At 69.6% G+C, this 23,694-nt stretch carries 25 protein-coding genes and 1 tRNA gene; 16 read left to right on the plus strand and 10 right to left on the minus strand.

The window, feature by feature from the left end:
• Positions 1–23 precede the first annotated feature (23 nt).
• Both FE256_RS09930 and FE256_RS09935 read right to left on the minus strand, forming a co-directional pair.
• Positions 24–1,067, minus strand: coding sequence for an isopenicillin N synthase family dioxygenase (locus FE256_RS09930; RefSeq protein WP_138175197.1), 1,044 nt, complete (start codon positions 1,065–1,067; stop codon positions 24–26).
• Positions 1,068–1,193: 126 nt separating this feature from the next.
• Positions 1,194–1,278 (minus strand) — tRNA-Leu (locus FE256_RS09935).
• A gap of 138 nt (positions 1,279–1,416) precedes the next feature.
• On the opposite strand from FE256_RS09935, the gene FE256_RS09940 reads away from it, so the two are divergent.
• Both FE256_RS09940 and FE256_RS09945 read left to right on the plus strand, forming a co-directional pair.
• Complete coding sequence (locus FE256_RS09940) at positions 1,417–2,718, plus strand: M20/M25/M40 family metallo-hydrolase (protein WP_138175199.1); 1,302 nt, start codon at positions 1,417–1,419, stop codon at positions 2,716–2,718.
• A gap of 8 nt (positions 2,719–2,726) precedes the next feature.
• Entirely contained in the window at positions 2,727–3,575 is an 849-nt protein-coding gene (locus tag FE256_RS09945; protein WP_138175201.1) for an undecaprenyl-diphosphate phosphatase, read from the plus strand.
• A 58-nt stretch (positions 3,576–3,633) separates the two neighbouring features.
• Here the strand turns inward: FE256_RS09945 and FE256_RS09950 are convergent, their stop codons facing one another.
• Positions 3,634–4,500, minus strand: coding sequence for a PAC2 family protein (locus tag FE256_RS09950; protein ID WP_138175203.1), 867 nt, complete (start codon positions 4,498–4,500; stop codon positions 3,634–3,636).
• Between the two features lie 96 nt (positions 4,501–4,596).
• On the opposite strand from FE256_RS09950, the gene FE256_RS09955 reads away from it, so the two are divergent.
• From FE256_RS09955 to lnt, 9 genes are all read left to right on the plus strand, one after another.
• On the plus strand, positions 4,597–5,301 hold the full coding sequence (locus FE256_RS09955) for an HAD family hydrolase (RefSeq protein ID WP_138175205.1): 705 nt from the start codon (positions 4,597–4,599) through the stop codon (positions 5,299–5,301).
• Complete coding sequence (locus FE256_RS09960) at positions 5,298–6,323, plus strand: tRNA (adenine-N1)-methyltransferase (protein ID WP_138175207.1); 1,026 nt, start codon at positions 5,298–5,300, stop codon at positions 6,321–6,323. The genes FE256_RS09955 and FE256_RS09960 overlap by 4 nt, the downstream gene beginning before the upstream one ends.
• A 9-nt stretch (positions 6,324–6,332) precedes the next feature.
• On the plus strand, positions 6,333–7,289 hold the full coding sequence (locus tag FE256_RS09965) for an FKBP-type peptidyl-prolyl cis-trans isomerase (protein ID WP_138175209.1): 957 nt from the start codon (positions 6,333–6,335) through the stop codon (positions 7,287–7,289).
• 26 nt (positions 7,290–7,315) lie between these two features.
• Complete coding sequence (locus tag FE256_RS09970) at positions 7,316–8,308, plus strand: helix-turn-helix transcriptional regulator (protein WP_138175211.1); 993 nt, start codon at positions 7,316–7,318, stop codon at positions 8,306–8,308.
• Positions 8,305–9,288 carry a helix-turn-helix transcriptional regulator gene (locus FE256_RS09975; protein ID WP_138175213.1) on the plus strand — a complete coding sequence of 328 codons (984 nt, stop codon included), beginning with the start codon at positions 8,305–8,307 and terminating at the stop codon, positions 9,286–9,288. Before FE256_RS09970 ends, FE256_RS09975 begins: the two co-directional genes overlap by 4 nt.
• Positions 9,289–9,367: 79 nt before the next feature.
• Positions 9,368–9,619, plus strand: coding sequence for a Sec-independent protein translocase subunit TatA (tatA, locus tag FE256_RS09980; protein WP_138175215.1), 252 nt, complete (start codon positions 9,368–9,370; stop codon positions 9,617–9,619).
• A 63-nt stretch (positions 9,620–9,682) separates the two neighbouring features.
• Positions 9,683–10,441, plus strand: coding sequence for a twin-arginine translocase subunit TatC (gene tatC / locus FE256_RS09985; RefSeq protein WP_138175252.1), 759 nt, complete (start codon positions 9,683–9,685; stop codon positions 10,439–10,441).
• On the plus strand, positions 10,438–12,912 hold the full coding sequence (locus FE256_RS09990; protein WP_138175216.1) for a DEAD/DEAH box helicase: 2,475 nt from the start codon (positions 10,438–10,440) through the stop codon (positions 12,910–12,912). The genes tatC and FE256_RS09990 overlap by 4 nt, the downstream gene beginning before the upstream one ends.
• A 59-nt stretch (positions 12,913–12,971) precedes the next feature.
• Entirely contained in the window at positions 12,972–14,537 is a 1,566-nt protein-coding gene (gene lnt, locus FE256_RS09995; RefSeq protein WP_138175217.1) for an apolipoprotein N-acyltransferase, read from the plus strand.
• A gap of 16 nt (positions 14,538–14,553) precedes the next feature.
• On the opposite strand, the gene FE256_RS10000 is transcribed toward lnt, so the two are convergent.
• Together FE256_RS10000 and FE256_RS10005 are read right to left on the minus strand one after the other, a co-directional pair.
• Positions 14,554–14,925, minus strand: a complete 372-nt coding sequence (locus FE256_RS10000) for an RNA polymerase-binding protein RbpA (RefSeq protein WP_138175219.1) — start codon at positions 14,923–14,925, stop codon at positions 14,554–14,556.
• A gap of 109 nt (positions 14,926–15,034) precedes the next feature.
• Complete coding sequence (locus FE256_RS10005; RefSeq protein WP_138175221.1) at positions 15,035–15,832, minus strand: glycerophosphodiester phosphodiesterase family protein; 798 nt, start codon at positions 15,830–15,832, stop codon at positions 15,035–15,037.
• Positions 15,833–15,994: 162 nt separating this feature from the next.
• On the opposite strand from FE256_RS10005, the gene FE256_RS10010 reads away from it, so the two are divergent.
• Both FE256_RS10010 and FE256_RS10015 read left to right on the plus strand, forming a co-directional pair.
• A complete protein-coding gene (locus FE256_RS10010; RefSeq protein ID WP_138175223.1) occupies positions 15,995–16,759 on the plus strand; it encodes an SDR family oxidoreductase in 765 nt (254 codons plus the stop codon).
• Between the two features lie 2 nt (positions 16,760–16,761).
• Complete coding sequence (locus FE256_RS10015; protein WP_138175225.1) at positions 16,762–18,735, plus strand: S9 family peptidase; 1,974 nt, start codon at positions 16,762–16,764, stop codon at positions 18,733–18,735.
• A 57-nt stretch (positions 18,736–18,792) separates the two neighbouring features.
• Here the strand turns inward: FE256_RS10015 and FE256_RS10020 are convergent, their stop codons facing one another.
• Positions 18,793–19,344 (minus strand): HdeD family acid-resistance protein, encoded by a 552-nt coding sequence (locus tag FE256_RS10020; protein WP_138175227.1) that lies wholly within the window; start codon positions 19,342–19,344, stop codon positions 18,793–18,795.
• 79 nt (positions 19,345–19,423) lie between these two features.
• Positions 19,424–20,341, minus strand: coding sequence for an AEC family transporter (locus FE256_RS10025; RefSeq protein WP_138175229.1), 918 nt, complete (start codon positions 20,339–20,341; stop codon positions 19,424–19,426).
• A 209-nt stretch (positions 20,342–20,550) separates the two neighbouring features.
• On the opposite strand from FE256_RS10025, the gene FE256_RS10030 reads away from it, so the two are divergent.
• Complete coding sequence (locus tag FE256_RS10030; protein WP_138175231.1) at positions 20,551–20,823, plus strand: hypothetical protein; 273 nt, start codon at positions 20,551–20,553, stop codon at positions 20,821–20,823.
• A 100-nt stretch (positions 20,824–20,923) separates the two neighbouring features.
• Here the strand turns inward: FE256_RS10030 and FE256_RS10035 are convergent, their stop codons facing one another.
• On the minus strand, positions 20,924–21,754 hold the full coding sequence (locus FE256_RS10035; RefSeq protein WP_138175233.1) for a hypothetical protein: 831 nt from the start codon (positions 21,752–21,754) through the stop codon (positions 20,924–20,926).
• Positions 21,755–21,790: 36 nt separating this feature from the next.
• Between FE256_RS10035 and FE256_RS18165 the strand changes: the two genes are divergently transcribed.
• Both FE256_RS18165 and FE256_RS10040 read left to right on the plus strand, forming a co-directional pair.
• Positions 21,791–21,940: a hypothetical protein gene (locus tag FE256_RS18165; protein WP_171024287.1), complete on the plus strand. Its 150-nt coding sequence runs from the start codon at positions 21,791–21,793 to the stop codon at positions 21,938–21,940.
• A 53-nt stretch (positions 21,941–21,993) separates the two neighbouring features.
• On the plus strand, positions 21,994–22,305 hold the full coding sequence (locus tag FE256_RS10040; protein ID WP_138175234.1) for a hypothetical protein: 312 nt from the start codon (positions 21,994–21,996) through the stop codon (positions 22,303–22,305).
• Here FE256_RS10040 and FE256_RS10045 read toward each other — a convergent pair.
• Positions 22,222–22,869 carry a DUF6578 domain-containing protein gene (locus tag FE256_RS10045; protein WP_171024288.1) on the minus strand — a complete coding sequence of 216 codons (648 nt, stop codon included), beginning with the start codon at positions 22,867–22,869 and terminating at the stop codon, positions 22,222–22,224. The genes FE256_RS10040 and FE256_RS10045 overlap by 84 nt on opposite strands.
• Positions 22,866–23,672: an SDR family NAD(P)-dependent oxidoreductase gene (locus FE256_RS10050; RefSeq protein WP_138175238.1), complete on the minus strand. Its 807-nt coding sequence runs from the start codon at positions 23,670–23,672 to the stop codon at positions 22,866–22,868. The genes FE256_RS10045 and FE256_RS10050 overlap by 4 nt, the downstream gene beginning before the upstream one ends.
• Positions 23,673–23,694 lie beyond the last annotated feature (22 nt).

Below are 23,694 nucleotides of genomic sequence, written 5' to 3' on the forward strand. Positions count from 1 at the left end.
GGCCCCAACCCGCCCCCGGCTGGCTAGCCGTGGCTCGCCGTCACCCGGGCCGCCTCGCGCACGGCCGTGAGGTTCTTGCGGCCGGCGCGCGATCCGGCGAGCTTCGCGGCGATGTGCTGCGCGACGGTGACCGGCTCGTACAGTGCCGGCGCTTCGCGCGTCACGAAGTGGGGGAGCACGTCGACGACGGCATCCGCGTTCCCGTCGTGGAAGAACGCCGCCGACCGGCGCCGCTCGATCGTCCCGTCGATCACGGGTGGCTTGACGCGGTGCAGCGTCGAGAGCCACTTGTCGTTGGTCAGACGCGCGGCGACGTCGCCGATGTTCACCAGCAGCGCCCCGTCCGCGGGCATGACGTCGTTCCACGATCCGTCCAGCCCCAGTACCTGGAGCCCGGCCACCTGATCGGCCCACAGCACGGTGACCAGGCCGAAGTCGGTGTGCTCGCCCATGCCCGTCAGTTCGGCACCGAGCTCGATCGAGCCCGGTGGCAGGGCGTAGTTGTTCATCCGCAAGACGTCGATGGAGTGGTCGGTGAGGGCGTCGAAGAAGTCCTCGGGCACGCGCAGGGCGGCGGCGAAGATCTGCGTCAGGGTGCGGGCGACCCGCCGAGCCTCGACATAGTACTCCTCGACCGCGGAGCGGAAAGGAGGAACGGCATCCGGCCACGTGTTCTCGGCGTAGTCGGCGGCGGTCGCCGCGGTCCCGGGATACTCCCGCCACGACGTCCCGACGTTGAACGCCTCGAAGAAGTCGTTCATGCGCGTCACCGGGTCGACGCCGAGGCTGTAGCTCAGCGATTCGCTCTTGGGCGGGGTGTATCCGCGGTTCTCACCCGCCGGACGCACGTACTGCTTCTTGACCTCCAGCGGCAGCGCGAAGAACTCATCGATCCCGGCTTCGAGGTCGTCGACGACGACGTTCGGGATGCCATGACCCACGATCTGCATGAACCCGACGGTGCGGCAGGCGTGGTCGACGGCGGCGACGACGGCCGCACGTGCGTGGTCGGGCCCGGGGCCGACCCAGGGGGAGATATCGATAGTGGGAACGTCGAACCGGTACATGTGGCATCCGTTCTTGCGAGATGACTCGACGCTAAGCGCGCGATGTCACGTGAGCGTTTCGCCGGTGTCACAGGTCGTGCGGCGGCAACGAAAAAGGCCCCGGACGAATCCGGGGCCTTCATTCTGTGCGCGAGGGGGGACTTGAACCCCCACGCCCTATACGGGCACTAGCACCTCAAGCTAGCGCGTCTACCTATTCCGCCACCCGCGCATCTGGGTGTTCGCTGCTTTCGCAACGAAGAACGACACTACCACGCCGGGCGCCCCGCCTCGAACCGAGGTCGCTCCCGGGCGCGTCCCGGTCGCGCGTGGGCGGGGGAGGGGGCCCGGCCCGGGTACCGTAGTGCGCATGTCCGAGCACGATGCCGACCCGCCCGAGGTCGCCCGCGTGGCCGCCGACCTCATCCGTTTCGACACCACGAACTTCGGTGGGGGTCGGTCTCGCGGCGAGCGCGAGGCCGCGGAGTACGTCGGGGCGTACCTCGAAGGACTGGGGCTGGCGACCGAGTACTACGAGCCGGTCGAGCGCCGCACGAACGTGTGCGCGCGCGTTCCCGGGCGCAACCCCGAGAAGCCCGCGCTCGTCTTGCATGGGCACCTCGACGTGGTGCCCGCCGTCGCCGAGGACTGGAGCGTCGACCCCTTCGCGGGCGAGATCCGCGACGGCATCCTGTGGGGCCGCGGTGCGGTCGACATGAAGGACATGGATGCCATGATCCTCACGGCCGTCGCCGATGTGCTGCGGGCGGGGGAGCAGCCTGAGCGCGACATCGTCGTGACGTTCTTCGCCGACGAGGAGAATGGCGGGGTCGAGGGCTCGGCGCTGGTCATCCGCGATCGCCCCGAGTGGTTCGCCGGGGCGACCGAGGCCATCAGCGAGGTCGGAGGCTACTCGATCACGGTCGACGACCGTCGCGCCTACCTGCTGCAGGTCGGTGAGAAGGCGCTTCTGTGGATCAAGCTCGTCGCCCGCGGTCGCGCTGGTCACGGGAGTGCGCTGCACCCCGACAACGCCGTCACCGCCGTGGCGGAAGCCGTCGCCGCGCTCGGCCGCACCGACTGGCCGATCACGCTCACCGACACGACGACGCAACTGCTCGCGGGCCTGGCCGAGATGACCGGCGCCGACGACCGTGACCCCGACGCCCTCGCGTTGCGCGCGGGGGCGGCATCCGGTTTCCTGCGATCGACGCTGCGCACCACGACCAACCCGACGGGGTTGACCGCCGGCTACAAGCACAACGTCATCCCGGACCGTGCCGAGGCGCTCATCGACGTGCGGGTGCTTCCCGGAACGGAAGAGGCGGCACTCGCCGATATCCGGCGCATCGTCGGGCCCGACGTCGAGGTGGAGGTCGTCCACGGCGACATCGGTCTCGAGGTTCCGTTCTCGGGTGACCTCGTGGATGCCATGGTGTCCCAGCTGGGGCGGCACGATCCGGGCGTCCCGGTGATCCCGTACCTCATGGGCGGCGGCACCGATAACAAGGCCCTCGCCGCCCTGGGCATCTCCGGTTACGGGTTCGCGCCGTTGCGACTCCCGTCCGATCTCGACTTCACCGGGATGTTTCACGGTGTCGATGAGCGCGTTCCCGTCGACGCGCTCGAGTTCGGTCGTCGAGTCCTCGCCGACCTCATCCGGACGTACTGAAGGACTCCATGCACATCTTCGAGGTCATCATCCTCGGGCTCGTCCAGGGCCTGACCGAGTTCCTCCCCATCTCCTCCAGCGCTCACTTGCGCATCGTGGGCGAATTCCTGCCGTCACAGACCGACCCGGGTGCGACGTTCACCGCGATCACCCAGATCGGCACGGAACTGGCGGTGCTGATCTACTTCCGCAAGAAGATCGGCCGCGTCATCTCCCGCTGGTTCCGCTCGCTGACCGGCAAGGTTCCGCGCAACGACCCCGACGCCCGCATGGGGTGGCTGATCATCATCGGCACCATTCCCATCGCCGTGCTCGGGTTCCTGCTTCAGAGCCTGATCCGCGACAACTTCCGGAGCCTGTGGATCACCGCGGTCGTGCTGATCGTGTTCGGCATCCTGCTCGGCCTGGCGGACCACTACGGCAAGCGGCGCCGCGACCTCGACGACCTCACGTACCCGCACGGCCTCGCCTACGGGTTCGCTCAGGCGCTGGCCCTCGTGCCGGGCGTCTCACGCTCCGGCGCAACGACCACCCTCGGTCGCGCCCTCGGGTACAACCGCACGGCGGTGGCCGAGTACGCCTTCCTCCTCGCCGTGCCTGCGGTGTTCGCGAGCGGGTTCTACGAGCTGTACAAGAGCTTCGACGAGGGCACGGGCCCGTACACGCTCGGCGAGACGGGCATCGCGACCGTCATCGCCTTCGTCGCCGGGTACCTCGTGATCGCGTTCCTCATGCAGTACCTCAAGAAGGGCAGCTTCCTGCCGTTCGTGATCTACCGCGTGGTGCTGGGCATCGTGGTCATCGTCCTGCTGCTCACCGGTGTCGTCCCGGCGGAGTCCGCGATCATCGCCGGCTGAGCCCGCACGAATCACGACGGCGCCGCCCCCTCGGGGACGGCGCCGTCGGGCGTTCCGTTCAGCGGCGGGGCGGGTCGTCCCGTCCGGGCTTGGTGGGCCCGTCGCCGCCGCGGCGCAGGTACCGCTCGAATTCCTGGGCGATCGCGTCGCCGGACGCCTCGGGCGAGTCCCACGTGTCGCGCGTCTGCTCGAGCTGGTGGATGTAGTCGCGCATCTCCTCGTCGTCGGCGGCGGCCGCGTCGATTGACGCCTCCCAGGCGAGAGCCTCCGCGGCGAGCTCGCCGCGCGGAACCTCGATCCCGGTGATCGTCTGGAGCCGGTCGAGCAGAGCGAGCGTGGCCTTGGGCGAGGGAGTGTGCCCCGCGACGTAGTGCGGCACGCTCGCCCAGAGGCTGGCGGTCGGGATGCCGGCACGTTCGGATGCGTCGCCGAGGGCGCTGAGGATCCCGACCGGGCCTTCGTACAGGCTGCGCTCGAGCGAAAGCGACTGACGTATCGCTTCGTTCTCGCTTCCGGCGAACACCGAGATCGGCCGGGTGTGCGGCACGTCGGACATCATCGAGCCGAGCGATACGAAACCGGTCACGTCCTCGCGCAGCGCGACGTCGATGAACTCGGCGGCGAAGGCCTGCCAGGCGCGCGCCGGTTCGACCCCGACCAGCAGCCAGATCTCGGGGTCGTCGGTGCGCTGCGCCGGCCGCAGCAGCGTCGCCTCGGGCCAGGTGAGCGTGCGCCGACCCTCGGCATCCATCCCGATCTGCGGGCGCGTGTACTGGTAGTCGAAGTACAGCTCGGGGTCGACCGAGTGCACCACCTCGTACTCGACCCCCGAGCGCAGCATCGACGTGGCGGCCGAGGCCGCCTCTCCGGCGTCGTTCCAGCCGTCGAAAGCGGCGACGATGATCCGGCGACCCAGTGCGTCCACGCAACCTCCTCTGCCCCTGCGGGGCTGGCTTCCAGGATAGGCGCATGCACCCCGGTGAGCGCTCGGGGGCGGTGCCGCCCTCGATACGATGGAACGATGACTTCTCCCGCCCCCGCTCTGGTCCTCTGGGACATGGACGGCACCCTCGTCGACACCGAACCCTTCTGGATGGCCGCCGAGACCCCGCTCGTGGAGCGCTTCGGCGGCACGTGGTCGCATGAACAGGCGCTGGGCATGGTGGGCCTCGCCCTCGAGGACTCGGCGCGGCTCCTGCAGAACGCCGGTGTGCCGTGGGGTGTCGACGAGATCATCGCGTACCTGACCGACGAGGTGCTCCGTCAGCTCGCCGAGACCGGTGTGCCGTTCCGACCGGGGGCGCGGGAACTCCTCGCCGATCTCCGCCGCTCCGGTGCCAAGACCGCCCTCGTGACGATGTCGATGCGCCGCATGGCCCTGGCGATCGCCGACCTCATCGACTTCCCGGCGTTCGACATCGTCGTCGCCGGCGACGACGTCGCGCGCCCGAAGCCCCACCCCGACCCGTACCTCCAGGCGAGCGCCGCGCTGGGGATCGACATCGCCCGTGCCGTGGCCATCGAGGACTCCCCGAACGGTCTGCGCTCGGCGCTCGCCAGCGGTGCCGTCACGCTCGGGGTGCCGCTCATGGTGCCGCTCGACGGACTCGGGGCGCACGCCCTGTGGCCGACGCTGGACGGACGCACCGCGGCCGACCTCGCCGCCCTTCACACCGCCCACGCCCCGGCCCTGACCACGGCCACGAACCCGCAGGAGACCCGATGAGCGAGACCCCGCACCTGAGCGGACCCTTCCGGGTCGGCGACCGCGTGCAGCTGACCGGTCCGAAGGGGCGGATGCACACCATCACGCTCCGCGAGAACGGCGAGCTCCACACCCACAACGGGGTCCTCCAGCACGAACTGCTCGTCGGGCAGCCCGATGGCAGCGTCGTGACCAACAGCTCCGGCCACGACTACCTCGCCCTGCGTCCGTTGCTGCGCGACTTCGTGATGTCGATGCCGCGCGGTGCCGCGATCGTCTATCCGAAGGATGCCGCGCAGATCCTCGCCCAGGCCGACATCTTCCCCGGCGCGACGGTCGTCGAGGCCGGCGTGGGCTCGGGTGCCCTGTCGATGTGGCTCCTGCGGGCGATCGGTCCGTCCGGCCGGCTCGTGTCGTTCGAGCGCCGTGAGGAGTTCGCCGACGTCGCCCGCGCCAACGTCGAGACGTTCCACGGCGAGCTCCCGTCCACGTGGGAGGTCGTCGTCGGCGACCTCGTCGAGAACCTCCCGGATGCCGTCGCCCCGGCATCCGTCGACCGCATCGTGCTCGACATGCTCGCGCCGTGGGAGTGCATCGACGCCGCCGCGGACGCGCTGACGCCCGGCGGCGTCGTGCTCTGCTACGTGGCGACGGCGACGCAGCTCAGCCGCGTCGCGGAGTACATCCGCGGGACGGGCCTGTTCACCGACCCTGATGCCTCCGAGACCATGGTGCGCGGATGGCACGTCGAGGGTCTCGCCGTCCGCCCCGACCACCGCATGGTCGCTCACACCGGGTTCCTCATCACGGCCCGGCGCCTCGCGCCCGGTGCGGTGCCGCCCGAGGTCAAGCGCCGCGCGTCGAAGTCGAGCTACGGCGACGAGGACGTGGAGCTGTGGACCCCCGGTGCCGTCGGCGACCGTGAGATCACCGACAAGAACCTCCGCAAGCGCGTGCGCGAGGCGCAGAAGGCCGCGGATGGAGTCCGGCAGCGCGGCGGGGAGCACCCGGGGGCGACGGAGACCCCCGACGCGACCGCCTAAACTGATCCGGTGCGCAGACTTCCCGCCCTCGTCGCCGTGACCGCTCTGGCCGGAATCGGCCTCGTCGGATGCTCGGCATCCGCCGGTACCGACGGCTCCGCCTGTGCGGCGCCCACCGCCGACCCGCGCGCGGCCGCGGCCGTGACCGTCTCGGGCGAGGTTGGGACGCCGCCCGAGGTGCAGGTGCGGTCGCCGTTCCTGCCGGACGCTCGTTCGGTGCAGACCGTGGTCACGGGCGACGGTGAGCGCATCACGCAGCCCGACCAGCTCGTGCTCCTCGACCTCACCGTGTACAACGGCGTGACGGGTGAGCGCATCGTGGGGTCGCGCTACGACGGCAACCTCAGCAACGCGCAGCCGCTGTCCGGCTGGGATGCCACCTTCCCCGACTTCTCGTCCGCGATCCTGTGCTCCACGCAGGGCTCCCGCGTCGTGGTCTCCCTGCCCTACGACGCCGTCGGCGCGCAGGCGGCCCAGGGCCTGCAGATCCCCGAGGGCGGCTCGGCCGTCGTCGTCGCCGACGTCGAGCGCGTGTACCTCCCCGCGGCCGATGGCGCCGACCAGTTCACGGCGGGCTTCGGTCTTCCGACGGTGGTCCGCGCGCCCAATGGGCAGCCGGGCCTCACGATCCCCGACGGCGACGCGCCGTCGGACGTGTCGGTGCAGACGCTGAAGAAGGGCGACGGACCCGAGTTGACCGCCGATTCGACCGCCCGCGTCCACGTCCTGGGCGTGGCGTGGAACGACCGGAAGCAGTTCGCGTCGACCTGGGGCAAGACCCCGATCACTGCCGCACCCTCGCAGCTGCCCGAAGAGCTCGCCGCGGCCCTCGAGGGCCAGACGGTGGGCTCGCAAGTGCTCGTCGTGGTCCCGGCCGACCAGACGGCTGCCGATCAGCAGGCGTTCCGCGCCCCGGCGGACACCGCTCTGGTCTACGTCTTCGACATCATCGGCGTCGACGGTTGAGTCCGGCCCGCGCCTAGGATGGGCGGGTGTCCGCCACCTCGTCCCGACCCGCTCCTGAGGAGCGTCTGGTCAACCTCGTCGTCGCGCTCATGGCGACTGAGCAGGGCCTGACGAAGGACACGATCCTGTCGTCGGTGGCCGGCTATCGCGAGCAATACGAAGCGGGTGCGTCGAAGGATGCGCTCGAGAAGATGTTCGAGCGCGACAAAGAGAACCTGCGCGGTCTCGGCGTGCCCATCGAGACGATCGGCGATCGCGCCGACCCCGAAGACCTGCGCGAGGCGCGGTACCGGGTGCCGACCGCGGAATACTCCCTCCCCGAGGACATCTCGTTCAGCCCCGCCGAGGTCGCGCTGTTGAACATCGCCGGCAGCGTGTGGGGGAGCGAGTCGCTCTCGGCGGACGCCCGGAGCGGTCTGCGCAAGATCCGCGCGCTGGGCATCGCGGTCGACGAGCCGATCATCGGCTACGCGCCCCGCATCCGCGCACGGGATGCCGCCTTCCCCGCGCTGCAGCGCGCGATCGAGCAGTGCCGCGTGGTCACGTTCCGCTATCTGCGCCCGGGCGACGCGCGGTCGCGCGAGCGTCGGATCCGCCCGCTGGCGCTGCTGGAGTACGAGGCGCGATGGCACGTGTTCGGTTTCGACCTGACGATGGATGCCGAGCGCACGTTCCTCCTCTCGCGGATCGTCGGTGACGTCACGGTGACGCGCGAGCGTTTCGACGAGGCGCTGCGCGAGGGGGCGGGGGAGCGCGCCCTCGCCGGTCTCGAGTCCGTTGCGCGCCGTCAGCGTGCGCTGCTCGAGGTGCACCCCGGGACCGAGGCGGCGCTGCGGCTGTCACGCCGCGCCGACCCCGCGCCGCAGGGCATCGTCGTGCCCTACGTCGATCTGCACGTCTTCGCCGATGAACTCGCCTCGTACGGACCCGAGGTGCGCGTGGTTGCTCCCGACGACCTGCGCGACGAGGTCATCCGGCGCCTCCGTGCCACCCTCGCGCTGCACGGGGGTGCCGCGTGAGCTCAGATCGATCTCTGCCGGCCCTCGACCGCGCGGCACTGCTGCTGCAGCTCGTGCCGTACATCGTCGGCAAGGGCGAGGTGTCGATCGCCGAAGCCGCGGCCGACTTCGACGTCGCGCCCGACCAGATGCGGGCGATGGTCGAGCGCCTGACCGTCATCGGCCTCCCCGGCGAAAGCGGGTACTGGCAGCTGCCGAACGAGCTTTTCGACATCGACTGGGACCTGCTCGACCGCGATGACGTGATCTCGATCACCAACACCGTCGGGCTCGAGCGCTCGCCCCGGCTCACGGCGCGCGAGGCCGCCGCCCTGCTGGCCGGTCTGCAGTTGACCCGCACTCTGCCCGGAGTGGGAGACAGCGCTCTCGTGTCGGGGCTGCTGGCCAAACTCGCGCGGGGCGCGTCGTCGACGCCGCCGGCGGTGATCGTCGCTCCGGGGCCGGTCGACGGAGTCCGCGACGTCGTGGACCGCGCACTGCGTCGACACGTTGCGGTGTCGTTCACCTACCGCGCACCCGGTGCCGGCCCGACGACGCGGACGGTCGACCCGATCAAGGTGCACATCGCCGGCGGTCAGTGGTACCTGCAGGGCTGGTGCCACACTCGCGAGGCCGTCCGGACGTTCCACCTCGAGAGGGTGAGCGACCCCGAGCTCACGGACATCCCCGCGCTCCACGGCGCCGACCCCGTGCCCGAGCTGTTCGCCCCCGCGGACGACGAGGTCGTCGCACGATTCCGTTTCCCGCTGGCCGTGGCTCCGCTGATGTCGGACTATCTCGAGCGCGCCACAATCGAGGCGGAGGGCGATGCGGCGGTGGCATCGATGCGCTTGGCCGACGAGCAGAGCCTGAAGCGTCTCGCCGCCCGACGCGGCGGAGAGGTGGAACTGCTCGAGCCCACGGGCGCCCGGCGCGCGGCCGCCGCGTGGGCGGCCGCGGGTCTGTCGCAGTACGCAGGAGATGTCTCGCCCGTAGGGTGAACGACGGTCGTGCTCCGGCCGTCGCTGGCGGGGTCGGGTTAGACTGAACCCCAACGCCCGAACGAGACGAGGAGTTCTCATGCTAGGCAATCTCAACGGATGGCACCTGCTGATCGTTCTCGCGGTCATTCTGCTGTTGTTCGGCGCCGCGAAGCTCCCTGCGCTCGCGAAGAGCGTGGGCCAGTCGGCTCGCGTCTTCAAGAGCGAGATGAAAGAGATGAAGCGCGACGACGACGGAGCTGTCGCGCCCGAGGCTCCCCGTGCCACCGAGGCGAATGCCGCCCCGTCCGTCACGCCTGAGCGACGCGCCTCGAACGACACCTCTGCATAGCGCGTGACCACGGCAGGACCGCCGCGGATCGAGGTGCCGGAAGGACCGCGGCGAGACAAGCGCATGTCGATCGGCGCTCACCTGGTCGAGCTCCGCAAGCGCCTGATGATCGCCGCCGCGGGACTGATCCTGGGCATGGTGGTGGCCTTCATCGTCACCGACCCGGTCATCGACTGGATCACTGAGCCCATCCGCGTCATCACGGCACGTCGCGGGGACGACTTCTCGGCGCTGAACTTCGCCAACGTGACGTCCGCGTTCGATCTGCGCATGCGGATCGCGTTCTCGATCGGTATCTTCCTCTCTGCCCCCGTGTGGCTCTGGCAGATCTGGGCCTTCATCATGCCCGGGCTCACGCGCAAAGAGATCCGGTACACGGTCGGCTTCGTCGCGGCCGCAGTTCCGCTGTTCTTCATCGGGTGCTGGGTCGGCATGCTCATCGTCCCGCACGTCATCGAGCTGATGTGGGGATTCACGCCCGAAGGCGGCGTCAACTTCTACAACGCGTCCGACTACTACGACTTCGTCTTCAAGCTCATGATCGTCATCGGCGTCGCGTTCGTGCTGCCGGTGTTCCTCGTGGCGCTCAACGTCGCCGGCGTCATGAGCGGGCGCGCGATCCTCAAGGGCTGGCGCGTCGCCATCATCATCGCCACGGTGTTCGCGGCCCTCGCGACCCCCGCCGCCGACGTGGTGAGCATGCTCATGCTCGCCGGCATCCTGATCGTCCTGTTCGTCGCCGCGGCCGGCGTATCGATGCTGTTCGACCGACGCAAGGCCCGTCGCGCCGTCGCGGCGGGACTGCCAGGATCGACCGCGTGAGTGGACTGAGCCCAGCCGACCGTTTCGCCCGGGCGTCGGCCCGCGCACAGCATCCCCTGACCGCCGACTTCGCGGAGTCGCAGCGGTTCGAGCTCGACCCGTTCCAGCTCGCCGGCTGTCAGGCCCTCGAGGATGGCCGCAGCGTGCTCGTGGCCGCGCCCACCGGCGCAGGGAAGACCATCGTGGGCGAGTTCGCGATCCACCTCGCGATGCTCGAGCCGGGCGACAAGGCGTTCTACACGACGCCCATCAAGGCGCTGTCGAACCAGAAGTTCCACGAGCTGCAAGAGGTGTACGGCGACGACGAGGTGGGCCTGCTCACCGGCGACACCAACATCAACGCCTCCGCGCGGATCGTCGTGATGACGACCGAAGTGCTGCGCAACATGCTGTACGCCGACTCTCCGGCCCTGCGCGGCTTGCGGTTCGTCGTGATGGACGAAGTGCACTACCTCGCCGACCGCTTCCGCGGTGCCGTGTGGGAAGAGGTCATCATCCACTTGCCGCGATCGGTACGGCTGGTGTCGCTGTCGGCGACCGTGTCCAACGCCGAGGAGTTCGGCGACTGGCTCGACACGGTGCGCGGCGACACCGAGGTGATCGTGTCCGAGACGCGGCCCGTCCCGCTCGAGCAGCACGTGCTCGTACGGGGAGACCTGCTGCCTCTCTTCGACGATCGCGCCGGGGTCGCGACCGCCCAGGTGAACCAGGAGTTGCTGCGCATCCGCGGCGGGCACGCCTCGACCTACGACAACAATCGCCAGGCGCAGCAGTACCGTTCGGCACGCCACGCCGGCGGCCGACGTCAGCCGCGAGGAGGGCAGCGCCCGGTCCGCGCCGCGCAGGCTCCCCGCATCGAGCGCATCGACCGTCCGCAGGTCGTCGACCTGCTGCGGCGCAATCACCTGCTCCCGGCGATCTTCTTCATCTTCAGTCGGGCGGGCTGCGACGCCGCCGTGCAGCAACTGCGGCGGTCCGACGTGCGGCTGACCTCGTCCGAGGAGCGCGCCGAGATCCGTCGCGTCGTCGACGAGCTGACGTTCGCGCTCAAGGACGAGGATCTCGCGGTCCTGCGCTTCTGGGAATGGCGCGAGAACCTCGAGCGCGGTCTCGCCGCCCACCATGCCGGGCTGCTCCCGGCCTTCAAAGAGGTCGTCGAAGAGCTCTTTCGCCGCAAGCTCGTCAAGGTCGTCTTCGCCACCGAGACCCTCGCCCTGGGCATCAACATGCCCGCCCGCACCGTCGTGCTCGAGAAGCTCGAGAAGTTCAACGGCGAAGCCCGCGTGGCAATCACCTCGGGCGAGTACACGCAGCTCACCGGGCGCGCCGGTCGGCGCGGGATCGACGTCGAGGGCCACGCCGTCGTGCAGTGGACCGAGGGCCTCGAACCGCAATCGGTCGCGGCGCTGGCCTCGCGCCGCACGTATCCGCTGAACTCGAGCTTCCGGCCCACATACAACATGGCCGTGAACCTCATCGACCGGTTCGGTCGTGCCCGCGCGCGCGAGATCCTGGAGTCCTCGTTCGCGCAGTTCCAGGCCGACCGCTCCGTCGTGGGGCTCGCTCGCCAGGTGAAAGAGGCCGAGGAGTCGCTGGCGGGGTACGACACCGCGATGACGTGCGACCGCGGAGATTTTCGCGAGTACTCCACGATCCGTCGTGAACTCTCGGATCTCGAGAAGATCAATCGCCGCGATGCGACGGCCCCGCGACGCCTGCGCGATGAGCGGCAGCAACAGATCCAGACGCTCCGGCGCCGGATGCAGCGGCATCCCTGCAACTCGTGCCCCGACCGCGAAGCCCACGCCCGGTGGGCCGAGCGCTACTGGAAGCTCAAGCGCTCGACCGACAAGACGCGGCAGCAGATCGACCAGCGCACCGGCACCGTGGCCCGGGTGTTCGACCGCGTCGTGGATGTGCTCGCCGCCCTGGAGTACGTCGAGATCGGCGCCGACGGCTCGACGGAGCTGACCCCTGCGGGGCGGACGATGCGCCGCATCTACGGGGAGCGCGATCTGCTCGTGGCCGAGTCTCTGCGCCAGGGGCTCTGGAAAGACCTCGATGCGCCGTCGCTGGCGGCGCTGGCGTGCTGCCTCGTCTACGAGCCGCGCCGCGACGAAGCCGGGCCGGGGGAGAGGGGTCTGCCCCGCGGGGCCTTCCGCGTGGCGCTGGATGCCACTCAGACGCTGTGGCAAGAGCTCGACGACCTCGAACGCGACCACCGCCTGCCGGGGTCGGAGTCGCCCGCCTCGGGCCTCGCCCCGGCGATGCACGGGTGGGCACGCGGCCTTCCGCTGGACAGCATTCTCACCCTGGCCGATATGGCCGCGGGCGATTTCGTCCGGTGGGCCAAGCAGACGATCGACCTGCTGGACCAGATCTCGCTCGTCGCCGAGCCGAAGCTCGCCACGACGGCCCGCACGGCGCTGGATTCGGTGCGACGCGGCATCGTCGCCTACACCTCGGCCTGATGACGGTGTCGGTCGTCCCGGGAGCGATCGTCGCGCGTTCCGCCGCTTAGGCTGGTCGGGTGCCCCTAGCCGCCCCGCCGCGACCGATCGTCCCCCTGGCGGTCGCCGCTCCGCTGTCGACGGCGGCGGGTCTGCTGCTGGTCACGGCGTTCCCGGCCCTGGCCTGGTGGCCGATGGCCTTTCCGGCGGTGGCGATGGCGCTCGTGGCTCTGGCCGGACGTCGCGTCTGGTCCGCGGTGCTGGTCGGGTTCCTCTTCGGGGCCGCCTTCTTCTCGGTCAACCTGCTGTTCACCGCCCGCTATCTCGGCCCCATCCCGTGGATCGCGCTGTCCGGGCTCGAGGCGCTGCTGACGGCGGTGTTCGCCGTCCCGATCGCGGTGGCCTACCGCTGGCTGCCGCGCCTCGCCCCGGGGCGCGCGGGACGGCTGCTTCTACTGCCCGCCGTGGTCGCAGGGCTGTGGACGCTGCGGGAGCAGATCGTCGGGTCCTGGCCCTACGGCGGGTTCCCGTGGGGGCGCATCGGCGTCTCGCAGGTGAACGGCCCGTTCGCCGAGGCCGCCTCGTGGGTAGGCATGTCGGGGCTGTCGTTCTTGGCCGTCCTGCTGTGCGCGATGGCGATCGAGGGCGTCCGGCTCTCCCGCGTGCGCCGGACCGTCGCGGCCGTCCCGATCGCGATCGTGCTCGTCGCCCTCCTGCTCGTTCCGCAGTTCCCGACGACGGATGCCGGATCGATGCGCGTGGGTGCGGTCCAGGGGAACGGCCCGGCCGGTTACTTCGATCAGCGCAGCCGCAACGCGGTGCTGAACGCGCAGCTCGCGGCATCCGCCCCGCTCTTCGGCGAGAAGATGGACGTCTTGCTCTGGCCCGAGGGTGGCGTGGATTCCGACCCCACTCAGAACCCCGCCACCGCGGACGTGCTCAGCCAGCTCTCCCGCCGCATGGACGCTCCGCTGCTCGTCTCGGCGGTGACCGAGCGAGTGTCGCGCCTGTACAACTCCGCCCTCCTCTGGACGGCCGAGGGTGGGCCGCTGCAGACGTACGACAAGCGCAACCCGGTGCCCTTCGGCGAGTACGTCCCGGACCGCGCGTTCTGGGAGCCGTTCGCTCCGGACCTGATCGGGCTCATCGGACGCGAGTACACACCGGGCACGGCGAGCCCCGTGTTCGACGTGAACGGCGTGGGCGTCGGACTGGCGATCTGCTTCGACGTCATCTACGACGACGTCGTGTGGGACGGCGCCGCGCAGGGCGCCGAGGTGTTCATGTTCCAGACGAACAACGCCGACTTCCGAGGAACGGACGAGAACCTCCAGCAGCTCGCGTTCGCCCGTATGCGGGCGATCGAGACCGGCCGCTCGGTGGTCAACCTCTCGACCGTGGGGACGAGCCAGGTCATCGCCCCCGACGGCTCCACGGTCGATGAACTGCCGGTCGACACCGCCGGCCACATGCTCACCGACGTGCCACTGCGCACGGGTCTGACGCCGGCCGTCGTGATCGGTCCGGCGGTGAAGATCGCCGTGGGGTGGGGGAGTATCGCCACCCTGGCCGCGGCGGGGCTGATCCTCGGCCTCCGGTCGCGCAACGCGAAGAAGACGCCGGCTCCCGAAGGAACCGGCGCCTGAATCCGCGGAACGGCGCTTAAGCGCTGATCTTCTGGTCTCCGCCGCCGCGTCGGGCGCGCAGGAAGGCCAGGCGCTCCTCCAAGAGCTCCTCGAGCTCGGGGATGGAGCGGCGCTCCAGGAGCATGTCCCAGTGCGTGCGGGGCGCCTTGTCGTCGCTGTGATCGACGGTGGCGGTGCCGTCGCCGATGCGCAGCAGCGCCTCGGCGCCGCACGTGCGGCACTCCCAAGCCGGGGGAACCTCGGCGTCGGCGGCGAAGGTCAGCACCGTCTCTCGTCCGCAGGTGCTGCAGGCGTAGGTGTGCTGGGCCCGGTCGTGGAAAACGACCCCGTCTTCGCTCTGAAGGCTCTGTGCGCCGAGTCGGATGCCTCGAAGACTGCGATCTGCCATTGTGTGGTCCTCTCGTCGGTCCCCATGTATAACGGCCCCACCTGTGCGCTTTATTCGAACCGAGCGCCTTGCGGCGAGATTCACAGACGATGCTCAGGTCACCGGCTGTTCAGCGTCCGTTCACGATCGACAGCGCGAGGTCGGCGCGATCGGTGACGAGGCCGTCGACCTCCAGATCGAGGAGCCGCGTCATGTCGCCGGTGTCGTTCACGGTCCACACGTGCACTTCGACGCCGGCCTCGTGCGCGGCGCGCACCAGCCCGCGTGTCACGACGCGGACGGGGCCTTGCCGTTCGGGGATCTGGAGGGCGTCGAGGTCGCGGAGCAGGCGCCGGACCGTGCCGCGGAGTCCGAGGGTGTGAGCGGCGACCAGTCGCGCGACGGTCGCCGAGCCGGGTGAGGTCGCGGGTCGGATCGGGGCTCCGGCCGTCCGGGCCGCGGCCAGGGCGACGCGTCGACGGTCGTCCGAGAAGCTGGTGAGCAGGACGCGCGCGGCGTGGGGGGCGACGAGGCGCCCGACGGGTGCGGCGGCCGCCTCGGCCTTGACGTCGAGGTTCCACCGCACGTCGGGGAAGGACTCGAGGGCTTGCGCGAGTGTCACGAGGCCGCCACGGTCGGCCATGAGATCTTCGAGTTCGGCGAGACGGACGTCGGCGATCTTGCGGGGGTCGCCGGTCACTCGGGACAGGTCGTCGTCGTGGAACAGCACGACGGTCCCGTCGGCGCTGAGGTGGCAGTCCGATTCGACGTAGCCGACGCCGGCGGCATGCGCTTCGGCGACGGCGGCGAAGGAGTTCTCGACGACGCCCAGCGCGGCGGCATCCGGAGTCACCAGGCCTCGATGGGCGAGAACCCGGGGCCCCGCGGGGGCGAGGAACGGGTGGCGTGTGGGCGACGACGAGAGCATCCGGGACCTCCGGGGCCGAACGTAGCACGCGCGCAGAACGCCGACGTGATCGCCGCGGGGCCGCGCGTCCGGGGCCTCGCGGCCCCGGCTGGGTAGGGTAGGCAGGTCGCCCTCGCCCATCGTCGGCGAGCGGCATCCGATCTCGAATCGTCAGGAGTTCCCGTGTCCCAGACCCTCCCGTCCGGCTCCCTGAGCGGCAAGACCGCCCTCGTCACCGGTTCGTCGCGCGGCATCGGCGCCGACACGGTCCGCTACTTCGCCGAGGCCGGCGCGAACGTCGTCATCAACTTCCGCAACAAGGCCCCCCGCGCCGAGAAGCTCGCCGCGCAGCTGCGCGAGCTCGGGGTCGAGGCGCTCGTCGTCGGCGCCGACCTCACCGACCCGGCGTCGGTGCAGGCGATGTTCGACGAGGTCGAGCGCACATTCGGCGGGCTCGACGTCCTCGTGCTCAACGCGTCCGGCGGCATGGAGTCGGGTATGGCCGAGGACTACGCGCTGAAGCTCAACCGCGATGCCCAGGTCAACGTCCTCGAGAGCGCGCTACCGCTGCTGCGCGACGGCTCGCGCGTCGTGTTCGTCACCAGCCACCAGGCCCACTTCATCCGTACCACCCCCACGATGCCGGAGTACGAGCCGGTCGCCCTCTCGAAGCGGGCCGGCGAAGACGCGCTGCGCGAGAAGATCCCCGCTCTCGAGGAACGCGGTGTCGGATTCACCGTCGTCTCCGGCGACATGATCGAGGGCACCATCACCGCGACGCTGCTCGAGCGCGCGAACCCCGGAGCGATCGCCGCGCGCCGCGAGGACGCCGGGAAGCTCTACAACGTGTCCGAGTTCGCCGCCGAAGTGGCGCGGGCCGCCGTCGACCCGGTTCCCGCCGACAACACTCGCCTCGTGGGAGACACGGACTCGTTCGGAGGGGAGTGATCGTGCGCGCCGTCGACATCGAGACCCTCGTCTCCGTCGGGCGGCCGGCGCTGTCGTCGGACGGAGGGTTCGCCGTGTACGCGACCTCCCGCCCGGACGTCACGGCCGATCGCGCCGTGGGCCAGCTGTGGCGGCTCGACCTGCCCGACGGGGCGCCGCGCCGCCTCACGCGCGGCGTCGCTGATCGTGCTCCCCGGCTCTCGCCGGACGACTCCACGATCGCGTTCCTGCGTCCCGACGGCCGCGGCCGCGCACAGGTGTTCGTCGTCCCCGCCGCGGGCGGCGAGCCGGTGCAGGTCACCGATCAGCCCGGGGGAGTGACCGAGGCGGCGTGGTCTCCCGACGGCACCCGCCTCGCTTTCACCGCTCGCGTCGTCGAGCCCGGCCGCTACGGCACGGTGGAGGGACGGGATGCCGCGGCCGAACCGCCGCGCCGGATCACCGGCATCCGCTGGCACGCCAATGGCCACGGCTATCTCGACCGCCCGGCGCACCTGTTCGTCGTCGATGCCCCCGCCGCCGACGCGGAGCCGTTCTACGAACCGGCCCCGGACGTCGTGACGCCGGAGAAGCGGGTCGTCGCCTCTGCGCCGCAGCAGCTCACCGATGGCGCGACGAGCTGGTCGGGCGTGACGTGGAGCGCCGACGGCCGCGCACTGCTGAGCCTCCCCGACGACATCGAGGATCGTGCCCGCGATCTGCGTTCGCGCGTGGTCGAGGTCGGCGTCGAGGGGGGAGAGGCGCGCGAGCTGCTCTCGACCGACGCGAACCTCTCGATCGACGAGGTCGCCGTCGCCCCCGACGGCACGGTGTTCCTGCGCGGCAACGACGTCGGTGCCTCCGGTGTCGATTTCGTCGCCCCGGGGACGGGCCTGTGGATGCTGACCGAGACCGGCCCGCGTCCGCTCACCGACCCCGAGACGATCGACCTCGGCGAGGTCGGCTCGCACGTGTCCTTCGCGGGCGACGACGTCCTCGTCCAGAACCGCACGCGGGGCCGCCTACGGCTGCTGCGCATCACACGCGGGGGAGAGGTGAGCGAGGTGCTCGGGGGCGACGTCGAGGTCGCCGGTCACGCGGTCGCGGGCGCGCGGGTCGTGGCATCCGTGGCGTCGCCGACGTCGTTCGGTGAGCTCGTGCTCGTCGACGGCTCCGCGCCGGCGCGGGTCCTCACCGATCACGGCGCGGCCGTGCGCGAGCGCGGTGTCGTGATCCCCGAGGAGCACGAAGTCGCCGGACGCGACGGATACCCCGTGCACGGGTGGGTCGCCGTCCCCGAGGGTGAGGGACCGTTCCCGGTCATCCTGCAGATCCACGGCGGCCCGTACGCGTCGTACGGCATCCACCTGTTCGACGAGACGCAGGTGCTCGTCGATGCGGGTTATGCCGTGGTCTACAGCAACCCCCGCGGCAGCGCCGGGTACGGTCGCGCGCACGGGCGCTCGATCCGCCAGGCCATGGGGACGCTCGACTACTTCGACGTCATGGACTTCTTCGACGGCGTCGTGGACGCCGACCCGCGCCTGGATGCCGACCGCGTCGGTGTCATGGGCGGCTCGTACGGCGGCTACATGACCGCGTGGATCATCGCGCACGACCACCGGTTCGCGGGCGCCATCGTCGAGCGCGGGTTCCTCGACCCGACGGCGTTCCCCGGGTCGAGCGACATCGGCTCGTTCTTCGGGCAGGAGTACGTCGGCACCGATCCTGCGCTCATGGCCGCGCAGAGCCCGATGGCGGTGGTCGGTCAGGTGCGCACGCCGACCCTCGTGCTGCACTCCGAGCTGGACTTCCGCTGCCCGCTCGAGCAGGCCACCCGGTACTACGCGGGGCTGAAGCAGGCCGGTGTCGAGGCCGAGATGCTCGTCTTCCCCGGTGAGGACCACGAGCTCACCCGCGCGGGCCGCCCGCGGCACCGCGTCCAGCGGTTCGACGCCGTGCTCGACTGGTGGGAGCGGCACCTCCCGACCGCCTGACCCAGAGAAGGGGCCCGGATGCCATGGCATCCGGGCCCCTTCTCTGGTGCGGAGGAGTCAGACCTCTTTGCCGAAGCGGATCGCGCGCACGATCTGGAACACACCCAGGACGATGAGCGAGACGCCGATCAGCAGGAAGAGCGTCACCGCGCCGAGCAGCGGCGAGAACAGCAGCACGATGCCCGCGAGGATGCTGATGATCGCGAAGAAGATCGTCCACGCCTTCGACGAGCCGTCGCCGAGAGTGGTCAGTGAGACGATGCCCTCGATGATCCACAGGATGCCGACGAGCGTGCCGACGAAGACGCCGAACCAGGCCGTGGTGGCGGCGAGGTTCGCGAACGAGAAGATGCCCGCGACGATGAACAGCAGGCCCAGCACGATGTAGCCGATGCGCGCCCATCCGGAGCGGAAGAAGATGCCGATCCCGATGTTCACGAGGCCGGCGATGATGACGTAGACGGCGATGATGCCGACCGCGACCTGGGCGGTGCGCCCGGGCCACAGCAGGATCAGGAGACCGACGATCAGGGAGACCGCACCGCTGACGGCCAGGGCGGTGCGTACCGCCCGCACCGCGGGCGTACTGGACGAGGTGGAGGTGGACATGGCGAGCCTTTCCTGGACGAATGCTGAGAGCTTCGAGCCTCACCTTAGACCCTGCGATGAACGTCGTGGGGGACCGACGTCATCCCAGCAACAGGGCGACTCCGAACAGGACGGGGAGGCACCCGATGGTCGAGAGCAACACCACGTCGCGCGACAGGATCTCGCCGACGCCGTATCGCTGGGCGAAGTTGAAGACGTTCTGCGCGGTCGGCAGCGCGGCGAGGACGACGACGATGAAGACCTGATCGGTCGGCAGCGAGAACGCCACCGCGACACCCCACGCGACCGCCGGCATCACGAGGAGTTTGAGCGTCGTGGCGATCACCACGTCGACACGGCGACCGGGTTCGGTGAGCACCCGCTGGCCGTACAGAGACATGCCGTACGACATGAGCAGGATCGGGACGCAGGCCGCGGCGAAGAACGTCAGGGGATCCATGACGATCGGCGGCAGGTCGATGTCGAGCACCGCGACGATGACCCCCATCACGGAACCGATCAGCATGGGGTTCTTCGCCGTCTGGGTGAGGATGCGCCGGGGCGAGCGCACGCCCGAGGTCGCGGCATCCAGGATCGCCAGGGCGATCGGCATGAGGATCAGCAGCTGGAACAGGATCACCGGGGCCGAATACGCCGCGTTGCCCAGCATGTAGAGCGAAATCGGGATGCCGATGTTGTTGCTGTTCACCTGACCCGCCGACAGCGCGCCGATGACCGTCTCGGCCGTGCTCCGACGCAAGACCAGCGCGGAGACGAGCGCGTAGCCGAAGATGATGACGGCGGCGGTGATCATCGACACGGGGAGGAGCGCCGAGAACAGGGTCTTCACGTCGGCGCGGGCGAGCACGACGAACAGCAGGAACGGCGACAGCACGAAGAACGTCAGTCGGCTCAGCACCGGGCGCGCGTGCGGCCCGAGCAGGTCGATGCGGGCGACGACGTAACCGACGACCACGGCGAGCCCGATGACGGCGAAACCGGTCAGGATGCCACTCATGCCGCGGTCCCGGGGTAGGCCCGCGCGTCGCGGGAGCGACGGCGCGATTCCATTGAGGCGAGCCTACCGGTGGCGGTGGTCAGGAGCTGTCGTTCGCGGGCTCGGACGGAGGTTGGAAGGACGAACGGCCCACTCCTGGTGGCCTGCACCTGCCCGCAGGCGAGCGCCCAGAGCCCACCGTTCTCGACCTGCAATGAGAAGATGACCTCATGGCGGCCGAATCTACGACACGGGGAACCTCGCGGCGCCCGCTCGCGATCGCAGCCGGTGTGAGCCTCATCCTCATCTCAGCTGTGATCATCGCTCTCGCCAGCTTCCTGACACTGCTGATCATGGGCTTCGGAGACGCGACCGGAGAGTTCACAAAGATTGCGGCGACCTCCGCCGTGGTCGGCCTGGCTTTAGGGTTCTGCGGTGTCTACATGCTCATGCATCTACCCGCAAGAACCGTCCATGTGCGCACGAGCGGCGTTGGCGAGTAACGACAGAACGCCGCTCTGTAAACACGCCGATAATGCACATTATGTCAGTTTGAGTTTAGTGCGCAGTTTCTCCGCATCACTGCGATCGGGAGAGATCCTTTTACGGCCGCGGTGGCATCTCGGTCGTCAGGTCTCCGTTCGAGAACGATGCGATCCGTCGATCGAATCGCTCCTTCTCGTCGATCTCACGGCCGCCGTAAAAGCTCCCGTTCGCGTCCCGCCAGACAAAGCTCTCGCACTCTCCGTATTGATAGATCTTCATCAGCTGCGGGGCGCCTCCGACCGTCCGGGCCGATGGATCCGCGATCACGTCGAGCAGCGTCTCGAGTGGTTCCCAGTTGAGAAATGTCTCGTTCGCCAACTTCTCCGGATCTTCGGAATCGTGCATCAGTGGATATCCATTATTGCGAATACGTACCCATGTTCGCGCCTGAGCGGTTCGGCTGGCATCTCCAGCAAAGTAGAATGAACCCCAGGAGTTCTCCGCAAGGCTCGGTAATCTCCGCATTTGCAGATGGCCATTCTTGTCGTATCGGTAGGAATAGCCCTCGAAGCACAGGTTTCTCCACGACCATCCCACTAGGACGACGTTCAACGTGACGACGTCCGGCGCAGATTGGCCGAGCGGGAGGTCTGACACCTCTCGGCGGCTTGCGGCATAGAGGACGCGGAGCTTGTTCGCAAGATACCCAATGTCCGAGCGTCCCGACTGGTGTCCATCCAGGAGGGTGCACGTGTTGATCGCGTGAAGGAGAAATGCATATGCGGCTGTCGCGTCGCCGGACATTGCAATCGCGGTGGCGGGCCGGGGCAATGCTACGAGCTTCGGGCAGGTGTCCCAGGACTCGCCGCCGCTTACGCGCGAGTCCGAAGCCAACACCAATTCCTTGAGGTTACTGTTCTTTCTGATCCACGCCGCGATGAGTGTCACCGTCTGCCCCCCGATCTTCCGAGTTCATCGTTGCACATGATTTCTTCGCTGTGCGGCGGGTTCCATGCTCAGTGGAACGCTCTGCTGCCGGGCGTCGAGAACGGCTGGGTCGTGCTCATCGCCTCCGCGACCGAGAATCCGTCACCGCTGATGCCAGTGCTGCTCGAAGGTCCGGTAGTGCGCTGAAGGGTGCGAGACGGCGGTGATTCAAACCGATGTCTCACCGCTACCCTGACCGGATGAGTTCCCCCCGACTCCCTCGCGACCGCGGGCGCACCGCGTCGATCGTGCTCTCGTCCATCGCTCTCGCGACGTTGACGTTCGTCCTGCTGTGGACCTTCGGGCTGAACGCGACGCTGTCGGGCGCGTCGAGCATGGCGGTGATCCTGCCGATCGTCGTCTTCTGGTGCTCGTCGGTGGTTTTCGGGATCGCCGGATTCATCGCTCTCGGTCTCGGCGTCACGGCCTCACGCCCGACTCTGCCCTCTCTCTTGGCCGTGGGAGTGCTCCTCGAGATCCTCGTCGGACTCCTGCTCATCTCCCGGCTCTGACGCGACGTCGACGACCCACGCGACGACGGACGTGGTGCGCCGCTCGGGCGGGGGTTCGGATTCCGTGATGTGCGGTGCGGCCTCCGCGTCGGAGGCCTCGCGCGGCACACGATCTCGCGGGGCCAGTGTGACCGCACCGGGAACGGGAACGCTCTCGATCATCCATGTGGATGGACGCGAGCCGATCATGACCCCGTTGCCGAGATCTCGACCGGTGAACGGCCACTCCTCACCCTCCGCGGGCATCTCGGCATCCGGAGGCGCGCCGAAGCCGGGGCGGCGCAGGTGTCGCGTCTCGATGTGTTCCTGAACGACCGCATGGATGCCGCGTACCCGACCTTGCACCCGGTCCTCCGGGGTCGACGGCGTCTCCTGGTGGTGGGACTCGATCGCGTCGATGGTGGCAGCGAGTTCGGGACCGACGCTCTGGATGAACGCCGGCGACGGCGTGCGCGTGCGCACGAGCAGATCGACCTCGTCACCGACGCCGAACGGGTCGCCGCAGCAGGCCCACTCCCAGGTGTCGAGCCAGACGCGGGTGACGTCGGGCGCGCCCGGTGTCACCGGATCCATTCCGACGTCACGCCGATCACGCGCGAACCGTCGAGATCGCCGAGCGAGAGACCGGCGAAGCGGACCGCCGCCTCCGACGTCTGCCACCGGAACTTCGGAGACTCGGTGATCGCCGCTTCGATCACCGTCTTCGCGGCATCCTCCGCCGACTGCGCCTGCGCGAACGACGCCGCCGTGCGGGCGAGATAGGCATCGAGCTGCGCCTGATACGCCCCGCCCTCGTAGTGGTCGACGGAGCCGGTGAACGACGACGCCACGGCGGCGGGCTCGACGATCGCGACGTCGATACCGAACGGCGCGACGACCGGCGCGAGCGACTGCATCAGACCCTCGACGGCGAACTTCGCGCCGCAATACGCGTCGGCGAACGGCTGACCTACCGCTCCCCCGACGCTCGTGACCGTGACGATGCGGCCGTGACCGCGTTCGCGCATGCCGGGCAGCACGAGTCGGGTGAGCCGGGCGACCGAGAGGTAGTTGGTGTCGAGCTGCGCCTGGAGGTCGGCATCCGAGAGCTGTTCGAGGGTTCCGACGGCGCCGCGCCCCGCGTTGTTGACGAGGACGTCCACGACACCGAGGTCGGCGACGAGCACGGCTGCGGCGTCGGCGTCGGTGACCTCGAGCGCCCGGATGTCCAGGGTCACGCCCGCGGCGTCGGCGGCCTCGCGCAGCGCGTCGGCGCGGGACGTGTCGCGCACCGTGGCGACGACGGAGAGGCCGGCCTTCGCGAGGCCGACGGCGGTGTGCAGACCGATTCCGCTGGAGGTACCGGTGACGAGAGCAGTGCGGGTCATGGCTCGACCCTAGACCCGACCG

The sequence above is a fragment of the Microbacterium sp. 5K110 genome, from assembly GCF_005774735.1.
Taxonomy (GTDB): domain Bacteria; phylum Actinomycetota; class Actinomycetes; order Actinomycetales; family Microbacteriaceae; genus Microbacterium.

What these genes read in the sequence shown, in the direction of transcription:
- FE256_RS09955 (WP_138175205.1), top strand. Translation starts at nt 4,597, where the DNA reads ATGACTTCTCCCGCCCCCGCTCTGGTCCTCTGGGACATGGACGGCACC.
- FE256_RS09960 (WP_138175207.1), top strand. Translation starts at nt 5,298, where the DNA reads ATGAGCGAGACCCCGCACCTGAGCGGACCCTTCCGGGTCGGCGACCGC.
- FE256_RS10050 (WP_138175238.1), bottom strand. Translation starts at nt 23,672, where the DNA reads ATGACCCGCACTGCTCTCGTCACCGGTACCTCCAGCGGAATCGGTCTG.
- FE256_RS09930 (WP_138175197.1), bottom strand. Translation starts at nt 1,067, where the DNA reads ATGTACCGGTTCGACGTTCCCACTATCGATATCTCCCCCTGGGTCGGC.
- FE256_RS18165 (WP_171024287.1), top strand. Translation starts at nt 21,791, where the DNA reads ATGATTTCTTCGCTGTGCGGCGGGTTCCATGCTCAGTGGAACGCTCTG.
- FE256_RS10030 (WP_138175231.1), top strand. Translation starts at nt 20,551, where the DNA reads ATGGCGGCCGAATCTACGACACGGGGAACCTCGCGGCGCCCGCTCGCG.
- FE256_RS10040 (WP_138175234.1), top strand. Translation starts at nt 21,994, where the DNA reads ATGAGTTCCCCCCGACTCCCTCGCGACCGCGGGCGCACCGCGTCGATC.
- FE256_RS10020 (WP_138175227.1), bottom strand. Translation starts at nt 19,344, where the DNA reads ATGTCCACCTCCACCTCGTCCAGTACGCCCGCGGTGCGGGCGGTACGC.
- tatA (WP_138175215.1), top strand. Translation starts at nt 9,368, where the DNA reads ATGCTAGGCAATCTCAACGGATGGCACCTGCTGATCGTTCTCGCGGTC.
- FE256_RS09945 (WP_138175201.1), top strand. Translation starts at nt 2,727, where the DNA reads ATGCACATCTTCGAGGTCATCATCCTCGGGCTCGTCCAGGGCCTGACC.
- FE256_RS09940 (WP_138175199.1), top strand. Translation starts at nt 1,417, where the DNA reads ATGTCCGAGCACGATGCCGACCCGCCCGAGGTCGCCCGCGTGGCCGCC.
- tatC (WP_138175252.1), top strand. Translation starts at nt 9,683, where the DNA reads ATGTCGATCGGCGCTCACCTGGTCGAGCTCCGCAAGCGCCTGATGATC.
- FE256_RS10025 (WP_138175229.1), bottom strand. Translation starts at nt 20,341, where the DNA reads ATGAGTGGCATCCTGACCGGTTTCGCCGTCATCGGGCTCGCCGTGGTC.
- FE256_RS10000 (WP_138175219.1), bottom strand. Translation starts at nt 14,925, where the DNA reads ATGGCAGATCGCAGTCTTCGAGGCATCCGACTCGGCGCACAGAGCCTT.
- FE256_RS10005 (WP_138175221.1), bottom strand. Translation starts at nt 15,832, where the DNA reads ATGCTCTCGTCGTCGCCCACACGCCACCCGTTCCTCGCCCCCGCGGGG.